The sequence below is a fragment of the Pseudomonas sp. MF09156 genome (assembly GCF_059862305.1).
In genome coordinates this window covers 15,782-38,943 of the sequence record NZ_JCBCUR010000018.1, presented here as the reverse complement: position 1 = coordinate 38,943, position 23,162 = coordinate 15,782, and the positions used below count along the sequence as shown (strand labels likewise).

The 23,162-nt window shown below is 52.4% G+C and carries 24 protein-coding genes and 1 pseudogene; 17 read left to right on the top strand and 8 right to left on the bottom strand.

The genetic code is table 11. The features are described 5' to 3' along the window. Positions 1 to 69: 69 nt before the first annotated feature. The 8 genes from AC19YY_RS26090 to AC19YY_RS26055 all read right to left on the bottom strand — a co-directional run bounded on the left by AC19YY_RS26090 (position 70) and on the right by AC19YY_RS26055 (position 7,340). Positions 70 to 1,323 (bottom strand): tyrosine-type recombinase/integrase, encoded by a 1,254-nt coding sequence (locus AC19YY_RS26090; protein ID WP_500605107.1) that lies wholly within the window; start codon positions 1,321 to 1,323, stop codon positions 70 to 72. Beyond that, positions 1,320 to 1,727 (bottom strand): hypothetical protein, encoded by a 408-nt coding sequence (locus AC19YY_RS26085; RefSeq protein ID WP_500605106.1) that lies wholly within the window; start codon positions 1,725 to 1,727, stop codon positions 1,320 to 1,322. The genes AC19YY_RS26090 and AC19YY_RS26085 overlap by 4 nt, the downstream gene beginning before the upstream one ends. A gap of 341 nt (positions 1,728 to 2,068) precedes the next feature. After that, entirely contained in the window at positions 2,069 to 2,740 is a 672-nt protein-coding gene (locus tag AC19YY_RS26080) for a GNAT family N-acetyltransferase (RefSeq protein ID WP_500605105.1), read from the bottom strand. A gap of 505 nt (positions 2,741 to 3,245) precedes the next feature. Continuing rightward, entirely contained in the window at positions 3,246 to 4,079 is an 834-nt protein-coding gene (locus tag AC19YY_RS26075; protein ID WP_500605104.1) for an N-6 DNA methylase, read from the bottom strand. 58 nt (positions 4,080 to 4,137) lie between these two features. Beyond that, positions 4,138 to 4,488: a hypothetical protein gene (locus tag AC19YY_RS26070; protein ID WP_500605103.1), complete on the bottom strand. Its 351-nt coding sequence runs from the start codon at positions 4,486 to 4,488 to the stop codon at positions 4,138 to 4,140. A gap of 12 nt (positions 4,489 to 4,500) precedes the next feature. After that, a complete protein-coding gene (locus AC19YY_RS26065; protein WP_500605102.1) occupies positions 4,501 to 4,776 on the bottom strand; it encodes an ASCH domain-containing protein in 276 nt (91 codons plus the stop codon). 992 nt (positions 4,777 to 5,768) lie between these two features. Next, positions 5,769 to 6,770, bottom strand: coding sequence for a nucleoid-associated protein YejK (gene yejK / locus AC19YY_RS26060; RefSeq protein WP_500605101.1), 1,002 nt, complete (start codon positions 6,768 to 6,770; stop codon positions 5,769 to 5,771). A gap of 3 nt (positions 6,771 to 6,773) precedes the next feature. Further along, positions 6,774 to 7,340 (bottom strand): hypothetical protein, encoded by a 567-nt coding sequence (locus AC19YY_RS26055; RefSeq protein ID WP_500605100.1) that lies wholly within the window; start codon positions 7,338 to 7,340, stop codon positions 6,774 to 6,776. 262 nt (positions 7,341 to 7,602) lie between these two features. Here AC19YY_RS26055 and AC19YY_RS26050 point away from each other — a divergent pair, with 262 nt between their 5' ends. From AC19YY_RS26050 to AC19YY_RS25970, 17 genes and pseudogenes are all read left to right on the top strand, one after another. Next, complete coding sequence (locus tag AC19YY_RS26050) at positions 7,603 to 9,093, top strand: DEAD/DEAH box helicase (RefSeq protein ID WP_500605099.1); 1,491 nt, start codon at positions 7,603 to 7,605, stop codon at positions 9,091 to 9,093. A gap of 356 nt (positions 9,094 to 9,449) precedes the next feature. Then, on the top strand, positions 9,450 to 9,833 hold the full coding sequence (locus tag AC19YY_RS26045; RefSeq protein ID WP_500605098.1) for a hypothetical protein: 384 nt from the start codon (positions 9,450 to 9,452) through the stop codon (positions 9,831 to 9,833). A gap of 226 nt (positions 9,834 to 10,059) precedes the next feature. Beyond that, positions 10,060 to 10,629: pseudogene (locus AC19YY_RS26040) on the top strand (zinc metalloprotease); the annotation flags it as partial. Positions 10,630 to 11,022: 393 nt separating this feature from the next. Next, positions 11,023 to 11,475: a hypothetical protein gene (locus tag AC19YY_RS26035; protein WP_500605097.1), complete on the top strand. Its 453-nt coding sequence runs from the start codon at positions 11,023 to 11,025 to the stop codon at positions 11,473 to 11,475. Further along, a complete protein-coding gene (locus tag AC19YY_RS26030; RefSeq protein WP_500605096.1) occupies positions 11,472 to 12,938 on the top strand; it encodes a 3'-5' exonuclease in 1,467 nt (488 codons plus the stop codon). Before AC19YY_RS26035 ends, AC19YY_RS26030 begins: the two co-directional genes overlap by 4 nt. Continuing rightward, positions 12,935 to 13,738 (top strand): hypothetical protein, encoded by an 804-nt coding sequence (locus AC19YY_RS26025; RefSeq protein ID WP_500605095.1) that lies wholly within the window; start codon positions 12,935 to 12,937, stop codon positions 13,736 to 13,738. The genes AC19YY_RS26030 and AC19YY_RS26025 overlap by 4 nt, the downstream gene beginning before the upstream one ends. A gap of 196 nt (positions 13,739 to 13,934) precedes the next feature. Then, positions 13,935 to 14,171, top strand: coding sequence for a hypothetical protein (locus AC19YY_RS26020; RefSeq protein ID WP_500605094.1), 237 nt, complete (start codon positions 13,935 to 13,937; stop codon positions 14,169 to 14,171). 43 nt (positions 14,172 to 14,214) lie between these two features. Next, positions 14,215 to 14,454 carry a hypothetical protein gene (locus tag AC19YY_RS26015; RefSeq protein ID WP_500605093.1) on the top strand — a complete coding sequence of 80 codons (240 nt, stop codon included), beginning with the start codon at positions 14,215 to 14,217 and terminating at the stop codon, positions 14,452 to 14,454. A 174-nt stretch (positions 14,455 to 14,628) separates the two neighbouring features. Beyond that, the gene (locus AC19YY_RS26010; RefSeq protein WP_500605092.1) at positions 14,629 to 14,943 is read left to right on the top strand and encodes a hypothetical protein; all 315 of its coding nucleotides are present in this window, start codon (positions 14,629 to 14,631) and stop codon (positions 14,941 to 14,943) included. Beyond that, positions 14,940 to 15,080: a hypothetical protein gene (locus AC19YY_RS26005; RefSeq protein ID WP_500605091.1), complete on the top strand. Its 141-nt coding sequence runs from the start codon at positions 14,940 to 14,942 to the stop codon at positions 15,078 to 15,080. The genes AC19YY_RS26010 and AC19YY_RS26005 overlap by 4 nt, the downstream gene beginning before the upstream one ends. A 2,129-nt stretch (positions 15,081 to 17,209) precedes the next feature. Beyond that, positions 17,210 to 17,569 (top strand): hypothetical protein, encoded by a 360-nt coding sequence (locus tag AC19YY_RS26000; protein WP_500605090.1) that lies wholly within the window; start codon positions 17,210 to 17,212, stop codon positions 17,567 to 17,569. 92 nt (positions 17,570 to 17,661) lie between these two features. Next, positions 17,662 to 18,633 (top strand): AAA family ATPase, encoded by a 972-nt coding sequence (locus tag AC19YY_RS25995; protein ID WP_099168933.1) that lies wholly within the window; start codon positions 17,662 to 17,664, stop codon positions 18,631 to 18,633. 77 nt (positions 18,634 to 18,710) lie between these two features. Continuing rightward, the gene (locus tag AC19YY_RS25990) at positions 18,711 to 19,910 is read left to right on the top strand and encodes a DUF3150 domain-containing protein (protein WP_169990592.1); all 1,200 of its coding nucleotides are present in this window, start codon (positions 18,711 to 18,713) and stop codon (positions 19,908 to 19,910) included. Positions 19,911 to 19,990: 80 nt separating this feature from the next. After that, positions 19,991 to 21,790: a VWA domain-containing protein gene (locus tag AC19YY_RS25985; RefSeq protein WP_169990591.1), complete on the top strand. Its 1,800-nt coding sequence runs from the start codon at positions 19,991 to 19,993 to the stop codon at positions 21,788 to 21,790. A 69-nt stretch (positions 21,791 to 21,859) separates the two neighbouring features. Further along, positions 21,860 to 22,276, top strand: a complete 417-nt coding sequence (locus AC19YY_RS25980; RefSeq protein WP_169990590.1) for a hypothetical protein — start codon at positions 21,860 to 21,862, stop codon at positions 22,274 to 22,276. A 229-nt stretch (positions 22,277 to 22,505) separates the two neighbouring features. Then, positions 22,506 to 22,754 carry a hypothetical protein gene (locus AC19YY_RS25975; RefSeq protein ID WP_169990589.1) on the top strand — a complete coding sequence of 83 codons (249 nt, stop codon included), beginning with the start codon at positions 22,506 to 22,508 and terminating at the stop codon, positions 22,752 to 22,754. A gap of 61 nt (positions 22,755 to 22,815) precedes the next feature. Continuing rightward, positions 22,816 to 23,061 carry a hypothetical protein gene (locus AC19YY_RS25970; protein WP_169990588.1) on the top strand — a complete coding sequence of 82 codons (246 nt, stop codon included), beginning with the start codon at positions 22,816 to 22,818 and terminating at the stop codon, positions 23,059 to 23,061. Positions 23,062 to 23,162: the final 101 nt, after the last annotated feature.

The following is a 23,162-nucleotide window of genomic DNA, read 5'->3' as shown; positions in this document are numbered from 1 at the left end:
TTAATTAACAAAACCTACAACCTTCTCAAGAGCCATGTCTGAAGCCTTCGAGTCCGGTTGACGGATCTTTCAAGCCGCTGGTACCACATTGGCCTGGTCTGATTCCGCATCAGGGTCCGGAGATAGAACTGATACATCGCCCTGTACCTGGGGAGCATTGACGGCAAGATACTCTCCCCAATCCTTCATCAGGACACGCCGCTTATCCAGCAAGTCCCCGCGGTTATATGCTGCTTCAACTTTACTGTTGAGTGTGTGCGCGAGAGCCATTTCGCAAACCTCTCGCTGGTGATCGGTATCTTCAGCTGCCCACGTCCGAAAAGTAGATCTGAACCCATGCGGGACAACCCCATCAACTTGAAGCTGATCAAGCACTCTGGCCATCGCATTGCCGGGAATAGGTCCTGTTCGCCAGGAATTTAGAAATACCCATTTGTCATGCTTTCCGAGCTGCTGCCGCAGTACGTCCAGCATCTGGTCCGTAAGGGGTATTCGGTGAGCCTTACCCGCTTTCATGCGCTCCGGCGGGATGCGCCAGATTTTCATCTCCCAATCAATTTCAGGCCACTGGGCTCCGCTGACCTCCTGATTTCGAGTTACGCTCAATATGGCCAATTCAACAGCGCGAGCTGCAGACCCATCCAGGGAGTCGAGCTTGGCCAACAGCTCTGCTGTGCGAGAAGGTGCTGGAGACGGGAAGGGGACTACCGTATGTGATTGCTTGGGCAAGAGCTTGTCGAGATGACCGCGCCACCGTGCCGGGTTTTCCCCCTGCCGAAGCTTGAGTGCTTTCGCCGCATCAAGCACGAGCTCAATGCGATTCCGGACGCGGTTCGCTGTAACAGGGACCTTGCTCCAGATAGGCGTCAGCACATCCAGTACATCGTCCGTGTCGACTTCGGCTATGCGAAAGCCGCCTATGCAAGGGTAGACATGCTTCGTGAGTGAGTTTTGCCATTGTTGGTGATGCTTCTTAGACCAGCTCGACGAATGAGTGCGGATGTACCTTTCTGCTGAAGCCCGAAAAGTTTGGCTAGTAGTGGTCCGCGAGGCTTTGGTGGCTTTGAGCTTCGCTCGCTCAGCTGCTGGGTCGGTGCCGCGTGCGATATCAAGTCGGTACTTGTCAGCCTCCAATCGTGCATCCCTGAGACTCAATGCAGGGAATTTACCCAGGGAGAGATCGTGACGTTTTTTCGCCAGCATGTAGCGAAAGACCCAACTTTTTCGCTGGGTAGCTGAAACGCGAAGAATCAACCCTCGACCGTCCTGGTAGGAGCCGGGCTGGTCGACGTCCTTGACGAACTTAGGAGTCAGTTTGCTCATGCAGTGCCTTTGGTCACTTGCTGATTCTTTTTGCTCGCTGGCGGCTGATCCTCAAAAGCGAGGGAAATTTTCTCCGGAGGTACGAGGTGTAAGCAAGCAAGCTCATAGCCCGCGCCTGAAGAGAGATGTAATCCGGAATGATCCACAGCGAGAACAGATATCGCTCCAGGCTCCTTATCAAGCTCCTCCCCAAGCCAGTTACTCAGAGCGTCTTCTACAGCATGCATAGTGCCGAAGAAATAGACCTTCTCTGTTACCTCACCGATCAAAACAGAGCGCGGTCCAATCATCGGCCGTAAACCCTCTCGGATAATCGAATCGAGATTTCGGGTTGGCGTGACGTGGTAGATCTGACCAGAAATTTGATCACCTTCGTCGTGCAAATTTGCATCACGGTTTTTCACTACGGGATTCCTCACGGCTCATTCACATACAAGGCGCACATGCAGTAAGCGCCCAAGATCTCGCCGAAATGTAGGAGGATAAGTTATCCCCGTACAAAATGGCTACAGGTCTGATTTAACGTGGCCTGTGGGAAAACCCAAATTCATTATCCCACACTATGGCCCACAGTTGCTTACCAATGGAAAATATCCACTTGGAGGCAGAATGTGAGCGTTGGCCCGCCGGCGATAGCTTTGGGGTAATGGGGGGGTTAGCAATGGGGGAGGAGGGGGCCCGGAAACCGTATGTGCCCCGGGGTATCGCTGTAATACTATTGCTTAGCCATACTGATGTGTTGTATTCAAAGAGTTCGTTTACGATCACGCACAAAGGCTTCAACCTTAAGTGTGATTTGTATTGTTTCGGCGTCAAATATATCGTTGATCTTGATTGCCTTTTTTTTGCCATACTTAGTTGCTAGTAGCTCAGTGGCGTGTTTAACGTCTGGGCTATCCAAAAGCTTTGCCTTAGGATATTTTTTCATTTCGTGTAGTTTGCCAATCCGCATATCTACTTGCGCTTCAGCAGCCTCACACATTAAAAAGCCGAGTTTTTCATACATGCCTACTAGGCTCGGAAAACAACAAAGAGCAATATCTGTATAATTTGACTTTAAGTAATCAATCATTAAAGTCATGAGCCCTTGTTTTCTGTATTTGGAATCAACGCACACATAATTAAGGCCGCACGCGGTGCATGAGTCGTTAGCGCGAGTGAAGGTCAAAAATGCGATTGCCTTTGAATTTACGTCATTAATAAGGATAAGTTCGCAGTCAAGTTGTTTGCCAGAGTGTGCAGTTATCTGCTGTTCTAGATCAGCTAACATCCAAGCGCTGGCAAGACCGAACATCGGATGGTTAGGCTTAACAGGCCGGTTCATCAGTTCAGCGCTGTTGCGCTGTGCTAATCGCAAAATATCGTTTTTTTGGGATTGTTTTAGGGTTGTAAGATCGTGAATGTGCAAAATGTTCATGGACTGTCCTTAGTGTTTCCGCAAGTATATTACTTTGACTGACGAATTTTCCACTGCTCTCCAAATTTTGAATTTGGCATTTCGATGTCATACCTATGCTGGTTGGAAAAGATTGCACGACATCTGCGCCAGGACCGGTACGGGCAAAGTTGAGGCGGCCACAGTCTTTGAAAGCTATCTGGGTCCTGAAACCCGCAAGGCTACGCAAGGAATCAGCGTCTGCTCCTACGTCAGTCTCGTCCTTTCCGTTGGTAATGAGGATCGCCTGGATCGTCTGAGATCCATCAAGCACAACGGTATATTGCAGAGTACGCTCGTGCGCTTGGGGGGCGCCACTGACTCCCTTTTTCGCCGCATCCAGTTGTGAATCGCAACCAAGCAATAAGAACGCGACTGCGACGTAAAATAGTTGCCACATAAAAGTTGTTCCCCTAAAAATCTGCTCACATGCCTTAAAATGTCGAGAAAAAATACGGAATTTAAGTATGGCTTCCGATATACCGAATTAGAACAATGCGAATTGATGTCCATTAATTTGCTTCGCCGTTGGCAAAGGCTTGATACATTCATCTGATATATTTACTGAGTCTGCTTGTTCGTTGTTTAGTTCTTGAGTGTTCCTAAGTTTATAATTCCAACCTCCTAGAATATGCGCAGGTGTGTACCACAACTCGCGCTGTTCCATCAGCAGCGTATTGCCGAGGATTATGATTGCAGGAATATGCAGAATACTGAGTTGAAGATAGGTCATATGAACTGCTCGTGAATCTAAATCCTGTGCAATAACATGCAGGGCGCTTTGGAAGTTTACTCCCTTGTTGGTCAGTGCGTCGGCGAAGGCAATAGGCATGGCTCCCGCGCCACATGCGGGTTCAGCTACAGTTATGAAACCCCGTTCTTGCAGTCGTTCATGTAGATCTTTACCGTCGCCTATAAGTTGAGTGGCCATTATTTGACAGACAGGGTAGGGGGTAAAGAACTGTCCTCTTGAGCAATTACCGAGTTCCAACTCACCGAATACTCGGCCCAGTACATCATCAGGGCCATATTCCATTGCCATGGTTAGTTCTGCGAGCATTTGGGGAAATCGATGCAGCTCATTCGGTTCATACTTCTTAATAAGGCTCAGATACCGGTTTTCACGCTCATTACGGTGCGCCAGGTCCACGCTGTTGCTCATCGCTAACGCGCCCATTTCGCAGAAGTCGGCGAACACATCCCATAAGTGATGGCGGTGGCTGTTTGCGTTGAGCAGGCGAATGAGGTTTTTGCGGTGTTCTGCTGGGTTCGAGGCCTCAGTTTTTGCGTTTGCGACTCTTGATCTAGCCATGGTGCTCATCAGGTGGTATTGGGAAGGTTGCAACGAACCTAACCCGTAGTGATGAGAACCCAAGAAGTCAGTCGATCACGAGTTCTATCACCGAATCCCAGTCGCTTGGGGATGCATCGCCAGTGGCAAAGGCAAACCGCATACCCACGGTCGGCCTGCCTTTCTTCATGAGATAAGCAGCCGCTCCCGCGCACATCGACTCGTGCCCCGAGGGCGAATAATTCCCCTCGTCGTCCCAGTCACCACCCCGTTTTGAATGCACTGCCTTGTGACACGGGAAGGTCGAGTGATCATCCTTCACCAGGGAAGAAGCAATTCCCTCCAAGCGGCCGGGGCTTAGGGAAATGGCTCCATCCATCAGGAAAGGGCAATTCGCACATGGTTTTTTCAGTCGGAAATGCTGCTTGATCGGATTCACTGAAACGCATCGTTAGCGCGAAACATCAATGGCGAAAACCTCGACTGGATCTGCGCCGAAGTGTGGATGAACGATCGTCGTCAAGCGATAGCCCTTCCAGGGCAACACAAGTCTTCGTGCGTCGTCTCCGAGCTTGGGATAGCCCCGTGTCAGCTCAATTTGGTCAAAGCTCTGTCCCACCAAACGCCGCCGCCAATAGGGTGTGGTAGCCCGAAATTTTTCCTGCTTGAGGCCAGCCTCGATAGCATCGTAATACACGCCTTTGAGCGGCAGTACCAGCGTACGCATGAATAGGGTTCCTTTTCAGAGAGGTCGAGTGCGATCTAGGCTCCGAATATCCTATTTGCCAGGCACAACCCAAGTGCATAGCAGGCGGGATGGAATGCCGGTGGCTAGAGACTCTGCAAGACACCCCAGTGAACTGGACGACGATCCGCCTTCTCCAGTGCCTCTGCAGCCACCGAGGCTTGCTCGTGCGAACTCCACACGCTGTCGGAGCAACGCTCAACGCCGTGCTCCTGGTCTCGGAAAATCATGTCAAAGGTCGGAGTCTCGTACTGGTCAGAGATGTCCCGCACTATAAAACGCTTGTGCTCGGGGTGTTGTGTCACGGCGAATATGGTGCTCATAGACATGATCCAGCTTTCAGGGATCCCTCGGATGCCGACTCCAAGGGGGTTGCAGGTGCCTCTATCGAATGATCAGGGGCTGGCCCGATCGACGCCGACCTGTTGACCTCTGGTTGGGAGGTGGACGTTTCGATGTTCCAGCGACCAATCTCAATTCCAAGCTCATGGCTGGCCTCTTGGGAGAGCCCTTGCAAAGCGTCCTCAACAGCTAATTCGAGCTTGGCCTTCAACCGAGAAAGCGCCTGCTGTGAGCCGAGAACTCCAATGACCAGGTTGAGGGTAAGTCCAGCCTGACTCCAGGCTTGGGGCGTGACGACCTGCATAAATGGTTCTCCGAATAAGTTATCCGCCTCTTTCTCTCACGATCGCCGAGAATCCCAAGTTCCCGTCGTCAGTTCAGGATTGCTTCTCCTTAGTGTTTGATAGCCGTGTATGAATTTTCTGAGTGAAATCCCATGGATCTAAGCCTTGAATTCTTGGAGCGAACGCTACAAGTAAGCATCGAAGAGCACTGTGCAGCACGTCGCTGCAACACTTTTCTCCGTCTCGCGACCCTCGGGATCGTCGGTGCTGCTTTTTGGGTTCGACGGCTTGAGCTTGCGTAAAAATTGAACAGGATTTGCCCCGTCCAGAACTGGACGGGGCAGGTTTCTAGCCGCGCTTGAGCTGATCACGCAACTGGGTGGGTAGATTGCGAATCATCAGCGTGCCGGCGTTCTCGTCGTAGTCAATCTTGTCGCCCAGCAGGTGAGCTTCGAAGCTGATGGACAGGCCTTCGGCGCGTCCTGTGAAGCGGCGGAACTGGTTGAGGGTGCGCTTATCCGCCGGGATTTCAGGCGACAGGCCGTAGTCCTTGTTGCGGATGTGATCGTAGAAGGCTTTTGGTCGATCTTCATCGATCAACCCTGACAGCTCTTCCAGGCCCATCGGCTCGCCGAGCTTGGCCTGGCTGCTGGCGTAATCCACCAGGGTCTTGGTTTTTTCGCGGGCGGACTCCTCCGGCATGTCTTCGCTTTCGACAAAATCAGTGAAGGCTTTGAGCAGGGTACGTGTCTCGCCCGGGCCGTCTACACCCTCTTGGCAACCGATGAAATCACGGAAGTAGTCGGAGACCTTTCGACCGTTCTTGCCCTTGATGAACGAAATGTACTGCTTAGACTGCTTATTGTTCTGCCACTCGCTGATGTTGATGCGCGCTGCCAGGTGCAGCTGGCCCAGGTCGAGGTGCCGTGAGGGGGTCACGTCCAGTTCTTCAGTCACCGCCACGCCTTCACTGTGGTGGAGCAGGGCGATGGACAGGTAATCGGTCATGCCCTGTTGATAGTGGGCAAACAGCACGTGGCCGCCGGTGGAGAGGTTGGACTCTTCCATCACCTTCTGCAGGTGCTCCACCGCAATGCGGCTGAAGGTGGTGAAATCCTGACTGCCGTCGAAATACGCCTTCAACCAACCGCTGAATGGATGCGCGCCGGACTCGGCATGGAAGAAACCCCAGGCCTTGCCCTGTTTGGCGTTGTAGCTCTCGTTGAGGTCGCCGAGCATGTTCTCGATGGCTGCCGACGCTGCAAGTTCAGTGTCGCGGGCATGCAATACAGCTGGGGTTCCATCAGGCTTTTTGTGGATCTGATGAACGATGATGTGACGGATTGGCATGAGTTAAGAACCTGTAGTCTGGAGTTGGAAAGGCGTTTCGTGGGGGTATTTCGACACATGCGCGCAGAGCACTATGTTCCCGAATTCGGCAAGAGCTTCAGGAGCAAGAACGGATCCGGTGACTGCCGCAGCCGGGCGAAAGATCCTTTTGCCGGTCGCTGTAAGCCAATCGAACACCATGAAGTGCTGATGTGCTCCAGTTTTGAGAGGCGCCAGCGCCTGCAAGGTCATAGTTGAACTGGCGTATAGGGACAGCGCTGATATGACGGTTTGTGACTCCCCTGCATTGCGGTTCTGGTCGGGCAGTGCGTCATATGCGGTGAGGGTTGCGCCCAGAACATCGGCTGGCTGGAGCCCGCCAAGTTCTTTCAGATCTTCTCCGGACTGCATGGCTCGATAGCCGTCCAACGTCAGTTGGCCTACGAGCCGGGGGCCTGCATCCAGGTTGTATGAGTAAAGCCAGAATCCAACGGCATTTTGTGGGTTTGCTGAATCCTTATCGATAACCCAGCTTGCGTTTCGCAGCGACTCTGCATACCTAAGAGCGCGCGCCTTTCCTACGTCATCCATCTAGGCCTCCTTTCACTTGGCCATCATTGACGCCTGGGCGAAAGCACAGGCAATGACAACTACGTTTGCACGTAACCCGCAAAACCCAAATCAAGATACGGGCTTCAGGGATGGTCCATATGCGGCTCGCATTCTCAGAAAAAACATCTGTCTCGATCAGGCTGTGCCCGAGCTCTGTGTCCATCAGGTGGATCAAGCACCTAGCTTGGGTTTTTTCGAGGCAATGGTTTCCTGCCTGTAGTTCTTTCAGCGGGAAACCTCAATGCAACTCCGACCCTACCAACAGCAGCAGGATTTTGAACTCCGCAAGGGCATCAGCCTTGGCGCGACCATTCAGATGCTGATGAGCCCCACAGGCTCCGGTAAGACAGAGGTGGCCAAGCACATCATTGCCGGCGCGCAGGCGAAAAATCGGAAGGCGTGGTTCATCGTCGACAGCTTGAAGCTTCTAGATCAGACACTTGAGCGATTCCATAAAGATGGATTGATCGCTGGAGCAATTCAGTCAGACCATCCCTGGACGGACTACCGAAAACCCATCCAGGTCGCGACGATACAGAGCTTGCGTCCTCGCCTGGATTACATGCTCAACCACCACAAACCACACCTTGTTCTCATTGACGAGGCGCATGTCATCCACGAGGCCCACATTGAGCTGATCAACTGGTGCCGGAGGAATAAGGTTCCAGTTATCGGGCTAAGTGCTACGCCCTGGCGACGCGGCTTGGGTCGCATCTTTGACAGGCTGATCAACTGCATCTCCCTTGGCGAGCTAACAGACCTAGGGTTCCTAGTCCCGACAGTGTGCTATGCCCCATCCGTGCCTTCGCTGAAGGGCGTTAGCACCAAGCTAAACGGCGACTGGATCGAGGACGAACTCGCCACGGTGATGGGTGACGCCAAGCTCCTAGGTGACGTGGTATCTCACTGGAAAGAACTGGGTGAAAACCGCAAAACATTGGTTTTCGCCTGCAACGTCCAGCACTCCAAGAAGCTTGCTGAAGAGTTCTTGAAGGCAGGCGTTGCCGCAGCGCACATTGACGGCTACATGCCGCCACATGAGACGGAGGAGATCCTGCGCCAGTACAAGGCGGGTAGGATAAGGGTCCTGGTCTCAGTGGCTATGCTGATCAAGGGGTTTGATGATCCGTCGACCAGTTGCCTTGTGATTGCGCGACCGACCAAATCCCTGATGCTTCACTACCAGATGATTGGCCGTGGTCTGAGGCTTTCGCCTGAAACAGGAAAGATCGACTGCATTATTATCGACCACTCTGGCAACCTCTTGCTAAACGGGAAGCCTACAGACGAGGTACCCGACGCTATGGACAACGGCGAAGGGGAGCGTCTTGACCGCCGTCCGCAGGACAAAGGCGATCAGGAGAAAAAAACCAAGCCTTGCACAAAGTGCAGCTTTGTTTTCAGCGGCTTGCTCTGTCCGAAGTGTGGCAATGAAATCGTAATACCGGATGGGGTGGCGGTGGCCACCGGCAAACTGGTGAAGCTGGACGATCGACGCAAAGTACTCGGGCCGACTAGCAAACAACACACTTTCTGCGAGTTGCTTGGGTATGCCCGTGAGACCGGCAAAAAAGACGGATGGGCTCAGTACGCATACCAGGCATTCATGAAGGAGCTACCAGATCGCGCATGGATCGGCACCGTGCAGCCCAAACCGCCGAGCGAAGATCTGAAAAGCTGGGTAAAGGGTTACAACGTCCGTCGTGCCAAAAGCAACCGCCGATACGGATAATGGAGTGAAGTGACAGGTGGCGGTATCCGAAAAAAATGCGAAATTCTTCAAAAGCAGCGTGTACAAACACAGAAAAATCCCGCATGAGAGGGCTTGTGGGTACATCTGGCTTTCGTTCCTTTAATCAGATGCTAATCTCTTTCGCATGACATGCCGTGCGCTGTTTATCGTTGACCAAGGGCCGCCGCATTATCTTTGGGAAGGATGTGAAAATCATGGAAGTCACCGCTGTGCCGGACCTGTAGAGCCAAGCCTCACATGATTTCATAATTGTGGCCCAAGGATTGAGAGTCACGATCCGTGAACGGGTGCCAGCGGGCCTTATAGCAGACTCAGAAAAAGAAGGAACCTAAATTATGAGCGAAGCGCAGTATGATGATTTCATTTGCAACTCTCCTGGAGAGAATTCAAACGCCCAATGCCCAACCGGACTTCAATTGGGCCATTATGTTTCTATAAATGGTTCAAGTGATATATCGGATGTGATTGTGGGCAAGAGCGGAGCCAGCGTTAAGTCTATAAAGCTGGTCAGGATTGATGGCACTATCTACAACTATCAGATAACGGTTGTCGGAAAAGGTCCAAACTCTGGCTTTACATCTTCCATCAATTTATCTTTTACAGATAGCACCGGAGATACTTACACGCTCTCTATTATTAATAGCAGTGTGAGAACTCACACGGTCAAATACAATTCTTCAGATGCTAAAATCACTAATATAGCTTGGAAGAATGACTAAAGGTTGGGGGTACGGAATGAAATCACAGTTCAGTTTCGCCATATTACTCGCAACTATACTCATCAGCTCCCATTCAGTAGAAGTAAGAGCCGGACTTACTGAGTCTGACCCCATCAGTCATTCAATTGGCAGATCTATAAAGTTTAATAAACTTCTCGGTCACACCTTGACTTATTGTGTCAGTAATTCATTTCCGCAGAATAAATAAAATCACAACGAACTTGTCAGAAAAATTGACAAGATGCTGACCGAATGGACTGAATATGCCAATCTCACCTTTACACACTCTCAATATCAGGACGGGCGATGCATTAAGGAGAATAGCAGCATCGATATTCGCTTCACATACGCGACAGTGAAGCCGAACGAGGACACGGGGGGGGAAGTCGCTGGGCGCGCTACATTTCCCTGGAATGGTCCACCTAGTGTCGTAAGTATAGATCCGAATAACACTATAATTGATTTCGTTTTAGGTCACGAGATTGGCCATGCCCTCGGATTGATACATGAGTTCGTCGGAATGAAATCACCAGTAAAAGGATGCGAAGAGACTAATATGTCGGTAGTCCGCGTCACTGAAAAAGACCAAGACTCAATTATGCATTGGCAGAGGTGTCGCCCTAGCACGTCTAAATTTTATTATGAACCGCCTAAAATTCCATCTCCTCTGGATAAATTAGCCATTGCATGTATGTATGGCTTCAAGAATAAAGCATATCAAGCACAATTCATCAATTCGTGTAAAAAACTCAACAAAAATGTTGTGTATTTTCATGATGATCATGATGAGCTTTGAATGATTATAAATGAGTTAATCTCTTGCTTTCGATTTTAACGCAGGATTGGAGCCTTGCAGGCTTCCGAAATACATGCAAAACATTCGAATTCATTTCAACCAAAGTCTGAAGAAAGATCTCGTTTTTTACTAATACTTCCAATACGAATTGGCAGTAGTTCTCTTCTGCTGTCAGAGGTGCAGCAGTGAAGAGTATGAGTGGCCGGGGTCACCGGAAAACTGGTGAGGCTGGACGATCGACGCAAGGTACTTGGGCCGACTAGCAAACTGTAAGCCCCCTCCAGCCGCCCCGATCTGGGGCGGCGTCTGCGTAATTCAGACCAAAAAGCCGCCCGAAACCAGACCTTTCCCCGCGACCTGCATGAAACGATCTCCTCACCTAAGGAGACTCAAATGCCTAGCGAAAAATATCCTCCGGCGATATGCCGATCACCACTCATTGATTACCTGGCAGGCATCGGCTCGCACGCGGTCATGATTCTGACGTTCAAGCACAGCGGTGAAGAGCTGCGCTCGATATCCAGTCGTCACACTGCTGGCTTAATTACAGTAGCGGTCGGCATGGTCGTCGCCTGTACCCACTTCGCCTCAAGCTCCAGCTCCACTCATAGCTTGCTGTCTTGCGCACTACTTGCCCTTCTCATCGCAGCGGCCTTACGCACCTTCGGAATGCAGGCCGTTGCAGGGTATGCGACGTTCCTGGTGGTGACAGAGCCTGTAGCCCTAGTTGTTCGTTATCTCCCAATGGGCGACCTGATTGATGCCGTGTTTTCGTTTTGGTGCTTAGCAGCGCTGTCTGTCTACGGCGGTAAATGTGCAAAAAACAAAATGGAGTCGCCTCAATGAAGTCGACCGCAGAACAGCTCCCCATCATCGAATACCAAGGTGACCATCTGGTGGTGAAGGCCTATGCCGGATGCGGCAAGACGACAACGCTTGTTGCCTATGCCAACCATAACAGCCACTTGCGCATGCTCTATCTAGCGTACAACCGCGCGATTAGGGATGAAGGTGCAGAAAAATTTCCAAAGAACGTCACGTGTAAGACGTCACACCAATTGGCCTGGCCGAAGTTTGGCCAGACCTATCAGCATAAGCTCGGAAACATACGTCTGACTGACGCCGCAGGGCTGCTCAAGACTCGAAAATGGGGAGATGTTAGGGACTCAATTTCGGTGCTTAACGCCTATCTGTCGAGTGCAGATGCTGAAATTACTGAGGCACATTATTTTGCTGGGATCAGCGAAGAGGATGCGGCGGAGCACGGAGCTGATCATCTTGACCGGACGTTAGGCTATGCCCAGTTGCTCTGGGAAGAAATGATCGATATCGAGAGCAAATTTCCCTGCCAGCATGATGCTTACCTAAAACTCTACCAACTGAGCTACCCGCAATTGCCGTATGACGTGATCCTTTTCGATGAGGCTCAGGACAGCAACCCTGTCACCGCCTCGATCGTGTCGGGGCAAAAGGCAAGGAAGATTTTTGTTGGTGACAAATGGCAGCAGATCTATCGCTGGCGGGGCGCTGAGAACGCGCTTGATACGCAGATCGTACAGGGAGCGGCGTCGATGTTCTTGACCAATTCATTCCGGTTCGGTCCGATGATTGCCGGCGTAGCAAATGCGATCCTGAGACAACAAGGGGAAACTCGTCCCCTGGTTGGGTTTGGTGCCCGGGACAAGGTGACGACATCGCTGCCCTTTGGTTGTAGCCACTACACCGTTCTCAACCGCACGGTGATTGGTGTGATCATGACGGCCATTGACGCAGTATCTGACGGTCAAGTTGTCTACTGGAATGGGGGGATTGAGGCATACCAGATTGCCGACCTTGAGGACGTTTACTATCTGAAAGTTGGCCGCAAGGAGGAGATTCGCAACAAGCGATTGTTCGGGCAGTTCAGTGACTTTGGTGGGTTTTCGGAAGCGGCTGAGGAGTCTAAAGATGCCGAGATGAACCGGATGCTCAGGATACTTAAAGAGCACGAGGACATACCGAAGTTGATAGCAGCCCTACGACGCAACTCAACAGATGATCCGCTTGACGCTGATGTGATCGTAAGCACCTGCCATCGTTCGAAAGGGTTGGAGTGGGATGTGGTGGTCCTTGAAGAAGATTTCCCAGACATTTTTGATAAAGAGAAGATCACCCCCGATCAGCGTATTGATGAGCTGAATTTGCTCTATGTCGCAGCCACGAGGGCGAAGAAGGTCCTGGTGATCAACACAATCACCCAAGTCGTGATTCAAAAAAGTCACGCTGAGGCCCGCCGGGAGATGGAAGCAACAGCGGGGCAGCGCGCATGATTTACCTCTTCCTCGCACTTTTGATTGTGCCGGCCGGTGCGATATTTCTCTGGGGTAGATTGGTCTCTCGGTTTTCTGCAAAGACCTGGGTTGTTTATCGGAGCACTGGAATCATTGGTGGGCCGGTACATGAGATGTCTCACGCGATTGCATGCGTGCTCTTCGGCCTTCGAATCAGGAAGCTTGCCTTATTTGCGCCAGATGCGATCACTGGGCAGCTTGGCTACGTTGAGTTTTCCTACAGTCCGTTTTCTCTGCGCAACTCGATTGGCCTCCTAGTTCAAGGAGTAGCCCCATTGTTGGCCGGGAGCGCAATAGCCGTTGTCTCCTTAGGCAAAGCATACGAGCTAAGTATTCCCGACCAGGGCCTGGTCCCATTGCTGGGTTGGATAGGCGCTGTGGCCACCGGTACCATTGCATCGGTCGTCCACCTGGGTACTAGCTCATTGCAGGGGTTCGCTCTTGCATTGCTCGTGATGATTATTTCGATGCACGCGATCCCAAGTACAGCCGATATCGCCCTAGGTCTCAAGGGCTTTGCCATCGTCACGATCGGTTTCGGTGGCCTAGTCGTCCTGCTCCAGATGATCCCCTTCCAAGGGGAAGGCGTTGCAATGAAGTACATCATCAGGTCAGCGGATCTTGTGGCACGTTATCTCGAGATCGGTATGTGGCACGCACTCAGTGGTGCGGTAACTGTAGTGAGCTTATCTGTGCTTGCGAGCGCAGTATTCATATTATTCCCGGTGTTTATTTTCCGTCTCAAGTCTTTTTGGGACGGAGCACGTGGTCGAATTTAACCCACTGAGTGACACCCCAAAAATCCAGTAAATCTGTGGGCTTTAGGGCTTCCTAATTTGTGCTGTAGCACCAGATGTGTATTCCAGTGGTCAGGCAGGTATCCTCAGAACAAGGGTTTGTAGAACCCGAGTAGGGACAGACCCCGGCCGTATACGTCCCCCCAGCGAATTAAAGAAATCAGGAAAGGAACCCACCATGTCGATGATTGATAGCCAACCCCTGGCCGAGCAACTGGCCCGAATCCATGCCGCCCATGCTCGCTGGGACTCCCTTGTCGAGGCGTCCACGGGGCACCATGTGACGGACAGCAACGACGAACACGCCGAGCGAATGCGCGGCATCGTAGAAGCTAAAGAGGCATACCACCTAGAGTTGGTCAGGTTGGCTGCCTTGGCGCAAGCGGCCATCGAGCGCGCCGAAGGCGTGCTGTAGCGCTGCCGGACTATCTCCCAAGTTACGGAAAGGAACCCGCGCAGTGCAGACGATCAATATTGACCAAATCAAGCCCGCCAGTGATGCGGTGCAGGCCGCTCATAAAGCCTGGATCAGTGCGGGCAGGGATGAGGGGTGGTTAAGGGATAACAGACCCTCAGACGTTGTCGCCAGGATTCAAGCGGAAAAGGCAACAGGCCATGCAAGGGAGCGGTACGAACAGGCGTTAATTGCTCTGGCTGAAACCGCGCACCTGGTGATCGCGCGCGCGGAGAAGGAGTGACCTGCAGGATTACCAATAACGCCTATTTTGTAAAAAAGGCCCCTACACTGAGCCCTGGTGTGGGGGCCTTTTTTTCTGCCCACGGAAACCATAACTCCCCTGGCCTGGCATACCAGAACACCCTAGAGTGGTTTCACGCAGCTTGACCCCCTCACTCGAAAAGGAAACGCCGCCATGCCGTTACCCGTCACGTCGACCTATCAAGTGCGCTTGAGCGCCCTGCGCAGCTATGCCCCCGAGGTGGCCGAGTTGGCCGCGCACGTCGCCCAGGCTCTTAAACCGGAAAACCTGGCGCGCGCGGTCAGTACCCTGGAAAGCGAGATGTTCGACTACTTGCAGGCAGTCGGCCAGCAGCAGGCGCGCAGCGTCACGCGCCTGAGCGTGTGGTTTTACCAGTTGGTGGAGGGCCAAGCTTTGCAGCACGCCGAGGCCGCCGCGTTCCTGGCCGAAGCCGCTAAGCACGGCGGCCCGTCAGGGGTGGCACGATGAGCGCCTCCGATCAACTGGCCGGGGTGCCGCTGACGCCCCTGGTGCGCGAGCACGCGCTAAAGCTCTTGGTACGCCCGGGGGCTCCTGCTGGAGCTGGAACAGTGATTGTCGAGGCGATCCACGACGACACGCTCTAGGCTTCGATCAGCCATCACGCTTTCCGTGAGGTGGTGGTGGACGGGTTGCCGGCGATGATCGCCAGTGGACCCTATCGATGCGCATGAGCGGCCCAACGGCGCGGCTGATCCCGGTGCGCTCCCGGCGCGAGCCGCTGCGGATCTGGAAAAGCGAGAATGCCGTGGTGAAGTTTGCCGACGCGGCTTTACCGTCGAGCTGTGATTACAGGCCCTGGGCGCGCTGTAGGGTTCGTCCAGTTCCAGGCTGGGCATGCTGGAGGTGGTGCGTTGGAACTCGGCTTGCAGCCGGCGGAAGTCAGCAGGGGTTTTGAGCTCAAAGGCGGACAGCTCCAGGGTGATAGCCATAGCGACTCCGTGTGAGGCGTAACGGAGAAAGTTCAGACGAAAAAAAACCGCCTTAGTAGGGCGGTTTTTCTTTGCAGGTCCGGTTAGTGGCCGGGCTTGCATGCTCACAGGGAACACTAGCGTTCGCTGATCCTATCGAGTTTACGGTTTAGCGTAAATAAATAATCGTTATTTATGATCAGCGGGCGATTTTCTCTAAAAAATCCATACCCGGCAAACGCCCGGCCGCTGGGGCTTTGGCCTATATGTGTGCGTTTTTGGGCTTCATTGAGGCCATCCGCCGCAACACAAAGCCCTTTTTTGTTCGTATATTGCTAGTAGTTCCGCGTTCGTCAGCCTTTGAGGTTGGCCGGGCATGCGCGAGAATTTTGGACCTGCTGCCACGGGCTAGTAATCCGTGTCGGGTTTTATGCAGGAGGCCCTTAGCCCTGCCGCCTCACAGGGGACACTAGCGTGTTATCCCAAAGGTTCGCGTATCCCGATAAGCGTACTGGAGGTTAGGCCCAACTACGGGAGGGCCACAGCATGTTTAAGTTTTTGAAACGTGCGTGGGACTTCGTGGTGGTTTGTGTGCGTGTTCATCACGTATACGAAATGCTGCGAGACTGTCTTGATGGCCAGTAAAGGCTGATAGGTTGGACCGTTCTGGCTTTTGCCAGGACGGTTTTTTTTGGCCCTCGCAAAAGCGCTGGGCGCGGTGAGTCGAATCCGAGGCGGATTTAAGACACAAAAAAACCGCCGTTGGAGGGGCGGTTTATTTGTGCTTACCGAATTGGAGTTCGGTTTGCGGTTCGCTGAAAGCGCTGACGAATTGAGCATAAATTACGGTTACGCATTTGCGCAATACGTTCATGGATAATAACGGAGCTTCATCGTAGGTCAGCAAGGGTCCTTGAATCATGAATGGAAACCTGCGAAATGCGTCGAACTCCACTGAAATAGGCAGGATCTAGCCGTACTCCGCTAAATTGAGTCGTCATTTTACAACTTTCTAGATCGTCATGAGTTCGCGCAGTCAAGGGGTTGGCGCGAAATTGCATATTTATTTCAAAAAAACACCGAAGTGCTTTTTTCTGTCGTGGGTTTTGCGGTATTAGGTAAGTCGTGGGCAGAGGTTATGCCCTGGCCCCTTCACCGCGTCTGGAAAACGCGCCGGGAAGGAAGGGCCGAAATACACCTGGCTCGCTGAAAGCGCTGACCCCTTTCAGTAGAACCGCTGCCTTGCCCGGTAAGGGCGGCGGGGCCAGGCTTCTTTGAGGAAGCCGCTTATGCGTTTCATCAAATTGAGCTGCCGGGCTGCGTGGGAAGGCTTCTGCGCGCTCGTGAAGCTCGGCCAGGGCTACCGGGTATTTTCCTGGCTGCGCGATCACTACGACGACCTTTAACCAGAACTGACCCCGCGTAAGCGGGGTTTTTTTAGCTGTGGAGGCTCAATATTGCAGGGCAACCAAAAGCCAGGAACGTGGGTATATAGGCCGCAAATTTGCGTGATGCTAGAAGCTTGCAGGCAACACTGTAAATAGGCATCATTGGTCAGCCGAAAGGTGCGTAAGCTGCGCGCTACTGCAGCTCAAGAATCCTCACAGTCCCGATCGGGACTGTTCAAGTAAGCGTAAGTCCATTTGACCTATGCTACCCCCCAGAATCAATCATCCACGCATGAGCGTAGATGTTTGTCCGTGCCGGGCACGGGTCGTTAGCTGCGACTCTAATCAGCTTAAAAACCTACCCATGCGGGGAAACCCGTATGGGATTTCTCCGCTCTGAAAACTGGAGTTGAGAATATGAGCAATACCAACGTCGTCGTTAATCTGACCAAGTTTAAAACTACCCGTGAACTCGAGTCCTTCGGGGTTTGTGATCTAACGAGTTGGAAGGAATTCCAGGAGATTCGTAATCTCCTTTTCTTCCCGGTGCTGCCAAACAAGGAAGGTATCGCAAAGCGTGTTGTGCGCCTTGCTGAAATTGCCCTTGCTGAAGCAAAGAAGATTGGAGCAACTACCATTTTGGTCAGCTGCCCGCCATGGATGATGCATTCGTTGTGTGCCGAGTTGGTTTATCACGGGCTCACACCGGTCGTAAGCTTCACCAAAAAAACCAGTGAAGACAGCCTGTCTGTCATCGACCTGGTAGTTGCTGCGTAAACCGCACAAATAAAACGCCCACTGGGGGAGTCTTCCCCTATGGGGATTCTCCTTTTCTTGGGCTACTGCTTTCGAGAATGGAGAATTAAAAAATGCAATTCAACGCACATGTTGAAATGAGTGAGTTCGGATTCAATACCAACGCGAAAGCGCCTGGTTTTGCTGATGGGCACCAGTGGATGCATCACGTCGCTCCGAAGAACGGAAAGTATTTCTTCCGCGAGATGTTGGTCAAGCCGTTCATGGGTTGGCTTTACGCTCCGTTTGGGGATAGTTTCATGCTCATCGGCGCAACGGGGACTGGTAAGTCATCGCTCGTCGAGCAAATCACTGCCCACCTCAATTGGCCTTGCATCACCGTTTCGGCTCATAGCCGAATGGAAATGCCAGAGCTTACTGGTTACAACCTGCCTGTCACCGATCCGGTAAGTGGTGACCTAAACACGAAGTTTGTGGATGGGCCGCTTACCCAAGCAATGCGACATGGCTTCGTATTCGTAATCGATGAATATGACGCCCTTGATCCGGCAGTTACTGTGGGTTTGCATGCTGTTACTGAGGGGAGGCCCTTGGTGATTGCAGAAAATAACGGTGAGGTCATTAAGCCGCATCCAAACTTCCGGTTCGTTGCTTGTGGTAACACAGCAGGGCAGGGCGATGCTTCAGGAGTATATGCTGGCACCATGCAGCAGAACTTGGCATCGCTGGATCGATTCAGAGTCCTTGAGGTTCCGTACCTTGATGAAGCTGATGAAGTACAAACCTTAATATCTACTTTGCCAATGCTACCTGTAGATATGGCAAAAAATATGGTTAAGGTTGCGAACTCAATTCGTAACCAGCATAAAGGATTAGGTGGTAATTACCTGAGCGTCACAATGTCCACACGGACATTGCTTCGTTGGGGGCGTATCTCTTGTGGATACACTCATCAACGCGCGTCTAATCCCCTTCAACTTTCACTGGATGAATCGTTGCTCAACCGCTGCGATCTAGTTCAGAAGACAGCAATTCGTAAGATCGCCGAAAGTGTATTCGGTGGCGATTGGAAAGCTGCTGTGTAAAAAACCCTAAGGGGGAATCTCCCCCCCAAGGGCGCGATTCCCCCTTTTTCATGCATGTGAGAAAGGAGAATCGTGAAATGTCCATTCAACAGAGTGAGATCAAAGTCCTTGACCAACTATTGCTGGTCGATCTTTCCGGCATCCATCTATGGACTGCTAGGAAAAAACTAAAGCCTGAAATGCTGGAGGGTAAGATTCCTCCTACAATTTTGGCTTCTCTGGGATCGATGCGTGTAATCGACCCAGATAAGCTAAAACCGTTCGAGAAGATCAAACGGCAGGCTACGAAAGTAGTGGAAGAGTGTGGCGTGAGGTTTCTGGGTGGCTATGCCGTATCTCAGGACAAAATTCAGGAGGTTGTAGACCGACTGGAAGTGCTCAAAACGCAATTCTACGACTTGAAAAATAACTTTCTTCCCAATTACGAACGCTGGATCACTGAGTGGATCAATAAGGGCTGGGAGAAGCAGGAGTGGCGTGACGCTATCCGCACCTCGGTAACACCGAAGGCGCAGGTAGACGCTGGGATGCACTTTGGTTACGCGGCATGCCGTGTTTCCCCAGATGGTGACAAGCATCTCTCAAACACGCTGGGTACTCAGGTCCGTGGTTTGTCAGATCAGCTGTACGCTGAGACGGCAGATACAGCCGAGCGCTTGCTTGAAACAGGCTTGGCCACTCGTGGCCATGTCACGCAAACGACGCTGAACACTGTACGGAAGATCAACGCCAAGCTCCGCGGCCTGATGTTTCTGTCCAGCGAGGTCCAAGCCTTAACTGGACACATTGAGGAAGTCCTAGCGGCTCTCCCAAAGTCGGGTGCGGTTAATGGCTCTCAGTACAACAGCGTTGTAGCCCTTGTGTCGGCCCTCTCTGATGAGGAATCTATCAAGCGGCTGATCAAAAACCTGAACATTGCCAACGATCATCAAGATGTATCGATGGCCTTCGTTCCAGCATTCCCTTCAGTTGAGTCGGCCGTCCCGGCTGGTGTTGAAACTGAGGCTCCCGCAGCAGTAGAGATCGAAGCCTCGATCGACATCGTTGCTGTTGTTGCTGTACCAGCTGCAGAGGTACCCGCAGACGCTGTATCGAGGGATGAGGAGGAGCTGGGCGTAAGCGAAGCTTGTCCGAGTCGTCACGACAGCATCAACGAAGTATCTGCAACATTCGAGGTAGCTGATCCTGCTGAGTCCGTTCCAGGGGAGCAGACAGATCCGCTCTTCGTAATCAATTCGTCCGAACCTGGTATGCCCTTCGGCACATTCTGGTTCTGACATCACAAACAAACCCTGCGTGGGAGTAATCCTCCTCGCGGGGTTACTCCTTTTTGCGGTGGCGAGAAAGGAGATAAACGATGAGCAATCAATCCCTGGTCGGCACTCTGCCGATCTACGCACAGCACCTGGCCGAGTTAACTGGGGTCACAGTGCATGTTGAGGGCGTCCAGGCTAAGACAGATGGAAAAAATGTATTCGTCCCATTCACTGACGACGATCTGCCGCTGTCCTTCGGGTACATCGCACACGAATGCTCCCATGTCCGCAACACTGACATGGGCTGCTTTCGCGACTCATGCTCGACACCCTTCCGCAAGAATCTGCTGAACATTCTTGAGGACATACGCATTGAACGATTGAGCATGGATCAGTACCCAGGTACTGAGCCGGATATTCGCTACCTGAATCGAAAGGTTCTGCTTGAGCCGTTTCGGCCTGAGCAGGTGGATGAATGCCCGGCGCTTCATGTGATTCACAACGGAATTCTCTACGGCGGTTACTGGCTACTCCAGGAACCGCAGCTTGAGGTTCCAGCAAAAGCCTACCTGGCCCGTATGGAGACCCTTCTTGGTAATGACCTTACGGATAAGATTCTTACCCTGGTGAAGAACACCCTGGCGTGCGAGAGCACAACAGATGTTCTCGGTCTGGTGGACGCGATTATCGACCTGCTGCCTTCGCAAGAGGATGAGCAGGGAGATGAGCAACTGCAGCCCGAGCAAGGTGCTGAGGGTGCTCCTCAGGACTCGCAACAGTCGGGTGGAGGCGATCAGCATCAGGAGCCTAAGCAAGCTGGTGCGGGTTCAGATGATCAAGGCAAAGAGGAGGGGCAACCCGAATCCAAGCAGGAAACATCTGATGGAGGCCAGTCCGGCTCCAAGCCCCAAGACCAATCCCAACCAAGTAGCGGCAGCGATGCCGGTGTAACCTCGCATTCCAGCAATGGCAGCGGCAAACCTTCCCCAGAAGCCAGCAACCTGCGCGAGCAGGCCAAGGATGCAACTGAAGCCGACCTGAAAGGGTTGATCTCGGAAGTAGGCGACAAGGCGGGCGAGTTGCTAGGCCGTAATGCAGTGCGCGACGGTAATCCGGTCCGACCATTCTCTCTGGATGGGAGGGGGAGGAACCGATCCGATGAAGCGAGCGTCCGCCGTGTGCAATTGGGCATCGAGCAATCGGCAGGTTTGCGACAGTGCCTCAATGGGCTGTTACAGGCGCATGTCGATTGCCGTGTTCGGCTGAAGCGGCAGGGCAAGCGGATCGACACTGGCCGTATCGCCATGATGAAAGGCGGCGAAACGCGGGTGTTTAGAAGCAAGTCTCGAGCAGAGCGTCAATCTGCATCTATCCAGATTCTTCTCGACAAGTCGGGGAGTATGAAATCTGCGATGGATCAGGCCGAAGCCGCAGTCTATGCGGTCCTAAGCGCGCTGGAAGGGCTTCCGCTGGTGACAACCGGCGCGATGTCATTTCCCAACAAGACGAACGATGGCGTTGAGCGCTGCGCATTGATCAAGAGCCCGAAAGAGCGATTGATCAGGGCGGTAAGCGAAGGTGGCTTTGGTGCGAGGTCGGAGGGCCTTACGCCTCTTGCGCAAGCACTGTGGCCGGCTGCTGTTGAAGTTCTTCGTGCGAAGGGCGAGAAGAAGATTCTTTTCGTCATAACGGATGGGGAACCGAACGCAGGCACTACTCATGCAGCTAAAGAGTTTATTCAGCGGTGTGAGGTCAGCGGCATCGAAGTCATTGGACTTGGTTTCGGAAATGCCAAGGAGCACATCCTGAAAGCATTGTTCAGCCAATACCGTGCTGTTGGGGAGGTTGCGAATCTCAAGAACTCGCTCTTTGAGCTTGTCCGCGAAGCATTAGCCGCCTAACAAATAACTATTCAACCCACTAGGGGCATTCCCTAGTGGGAGGCCTCTGTCGGTTTGAGGAGGTCTGAAATGGAAAATACTGCGACTGCGTTGCCCCTGCTGGATCTGTTTGGGGAACAAGTAATTATTCAGCGCCGTTCTTTTGAGCGGAAACCACGGAGAAAGGCAAGCCTCGCGCGAGTCGTTCAATTTGGATTTCTCGACATTTTGGAGATGTCTGACGCTGAGCTGGAAGCCCTGCAGGCACGAGATGAAATCACTGAAGATTACGTTGATTGGATGCGGGAGTACCTGCTGAAAATCACTCTGAGGCAGATCATCCATCCTCAGGTCAGTGAGCAGAATTGGCGCGAAGCGATGGACTGGGTACTTTCTGACGAAGTTCATCCCTTCAGCTTCCGAGTATGTTGTGAAGCAATGATGTGCGACTTCGAAGATGTGCGCGCTACAACATTGAAAATCGCAGTCAAAGAACTGTTTAAGTAAATAGAAGCCCGATGGGGGGAAAGCCCCTTTCGGGCTTTCTCCCTTTCTGCGTTTCGTTGAAAAGGACAATCAGATGGATGCTTATAAGGATGCCCAGGCCGGCGAAGCCAAGACATTCAGGAGCGAAGCGCGTACGCCTTAGTGCACGCTGAAGAGCTAGCCAACGCAATCTGCAAATTACCCTACCGGGGAACCCCGGCGGGGTTCTCCATGAAAATGGATATCGGGAATGCAAAGGTTTGTTGAAGAAAAAATGGCAAATGTCGCGCCTGTTCCATGCGACTTCATGCTTGGCGATACCGTAACGGTGATAAATGGGTACGGACTCGAAATCCAGGGGAAGACAATCCTTGGATTCGTTCGTGAGATCGATGAGTTTCGGCCCGGGGCAATCATATTCCTGGACTGGGATTGCTACTGGTTTTCAGTAGCACCGGAAAAGCTGAAGCTCGAAAGCCGAATCCGGCGCTCTAAATAAACCACCCATGGGGGAGAAATCCCCCAAGGGGCTTCTCCCTGTCGTATATATGGAGAAGTCGATGAACGCGATCCTTGAAGCTGCTCGTTTGCAAGGTCAGGCCTCGGTAGACCGTAAGGCTTGGGTTACAAAAGGCGACACAAAGGTTCACCTGTGGGAGCTGTCAACAGGAGGAGTCATATACCTGAAGCACTCGCGGAGACATGGTTTTTTTCCGCCGATAAAGCTGGAAGAACCAATGGAGATGGTTGTTGATCGTTTCCGTAATAAACGTGGTCATAAGGTGTTCTCACCGAGTGGGCTTTAAGTGTAAAAGGGGGGCCTTAGGGTCCCCTTTTTTTGTTCTATGTCTTGTTAAAGATTATCGGTTTGGTATCATCGCAGGCACAAAGCTGGCCTAGGGTCGAG

Excerpts from the sequence above, each read along its gene's own strand:
- AC19YY_RS26090 (WP_500605107.1), bottom strand. The coding sequence starts at position 1,323 with ATGAGCAAACTGACTCCTAAGTTCGTCAAGGACGTCGACCAGCCCGGC.
- AC19YY_RS26080 (WP_500605105.1), bottom strand. The coding sequence starts at position 2,740 with ATGAACATTTTGCACATTCACGATCTTACAACCCTAAAACAATCCCAA.
- AC19YY_RS26075 (WP_500605104.1), bottom strand. The coding sequence starts at position 4,079 with ATGAGCACCATGGCTAGATCAAGAGTCGCAAACGCAAAAACTGAGGCC.
- AC19YY_RS26065 (WP_500605102.1), bottom strand. The coding sequence starts at position 4,776 with ATGCGTACGCTGGTACTGCCGCTCAAAGGCGTGTATTACGATGCTATC.
- yejK (WP_500605101.1), bottom strand. The coding sequence starts at position 6,770 with ATGCCAATCCGTCACATCATCGTTCATCAGATCCACAAAAAGCCTGAT.
- AC19YY_RS26055 (WP_500605100.1), bottom strand. The coding sequence starts at position 7,340 with ATGGATGACGTAGGAAAGGCGCGCGCTCTTAGGTATGCAGAGTCGCTG.
- AC19YY_RS26050 (WP_500605099.1), top strand. The coding sequence starts at position 7,603 with ATGCAACTCCGACCCTACCAACAGCAGCAGGATTTTGAACTCCGCAAG.
- AC19YY_RS26045 (WP_500605098.1), top strand. The coding sequence starts at position 9,450 with ATGAGCGAAGCGCAGTATGATGATTTCATTTGCAACTCTCCTGGAGAG.
- AC19YY_RS26035 (WP_500605097.1), top strand. The coding sequence starts at position 11,023 with ATGCCTAGCGAAAAATATCCTCCGGCGATATGCCGATCACCACTCATT.
- AC19YY_RS26030 (WP_500605096.1), top strand. The coding sequence starts at position 11,472 with ATGAAGTCGACCGCAGAACAGCTCCCCATCATCGAATACCAAGGTGAC.
- AC19YY_RS26025 (WP_500605095.1), top strand. The coding sequence starts at position 12,935 with ATGATTTACCTCTTCCTCGCACTTTTGATTGTGCCGGCCGGTGCGATA.
- AC19YY_RS26020 (WP_500605094.1), top strand. The coding sequence starts at position 13,935 with ATGTCGATGATTGATAGCCAACCCCTGGCCGAGCAACTGGCCCGAATC.
- AC19YY_RS26010 (WP_500605092.1), top strand. The coding sequence starts at position 14,629 with ATGCCGTTACCCGTCACGTCGACCTATCAAGTGCGCTTGAGCGCCCTG.
- AC19YY_RS26005 (WP_500605091.1), top strand. The coding sequence starts at position 14,940 with ATGAGCGCCTCCGATCAACTGGCCGGGGTGCCGCTGACGCCCCTGGTG.
- AC19YY_RS26000 (WP_500605090.1), top strand. The coding sequence starts at position 17,210 with ATGAGCAATACCAACGTCGTCGTTAATCTGACCAAGTTTAAAACTACC.
- AC19YY_RS25995 (WP_099168933.1), top strand. The coding sequence starts at position 17,662 with ATGCAATTCAACGCACATGTTGAAATGAGTGAGTTCGGATTCAATACC.
- AC19YY_RS25990 (WP_169990592.1), top strand. The coding sequence starts at position 18,711 with ATGTCCATTCAACAGAGTGAGATCAAAGTCCTTGACCAACTATTGCTG.
- AC19YY_RS25985 (WP_169990591.1), top strand. The coding sequence starts at position 19,991 with ATGAGCAATCAATCCCTGGTCGGCACTCTGCCGATCTACGCACAGCAC.
- AC19YY_RS25980 (WP_169990590.1), top strand. The coding sequence starts at position 21,860 with ATGGAAAATACTGCGACTGCGTTGCCCCTGCTGGATCTGTTTGGGGAA.
- AC19YY_RS25975 (WP_169990589.1), top strand. The coding sequence starts at position 22,506 with ATGCAAAGGTTTGTTGAAGAAAAAATGGCAAATGTCGCGCCTGTTCCA.
- AC19YY_RS25970 (WP_169990588.1), top strand. The coding sequence starts at position 22,816 with ATGAACGCGATCCTTGAAGCTGCTCGTTTGCAAGGTCAGGCCTCGGTA.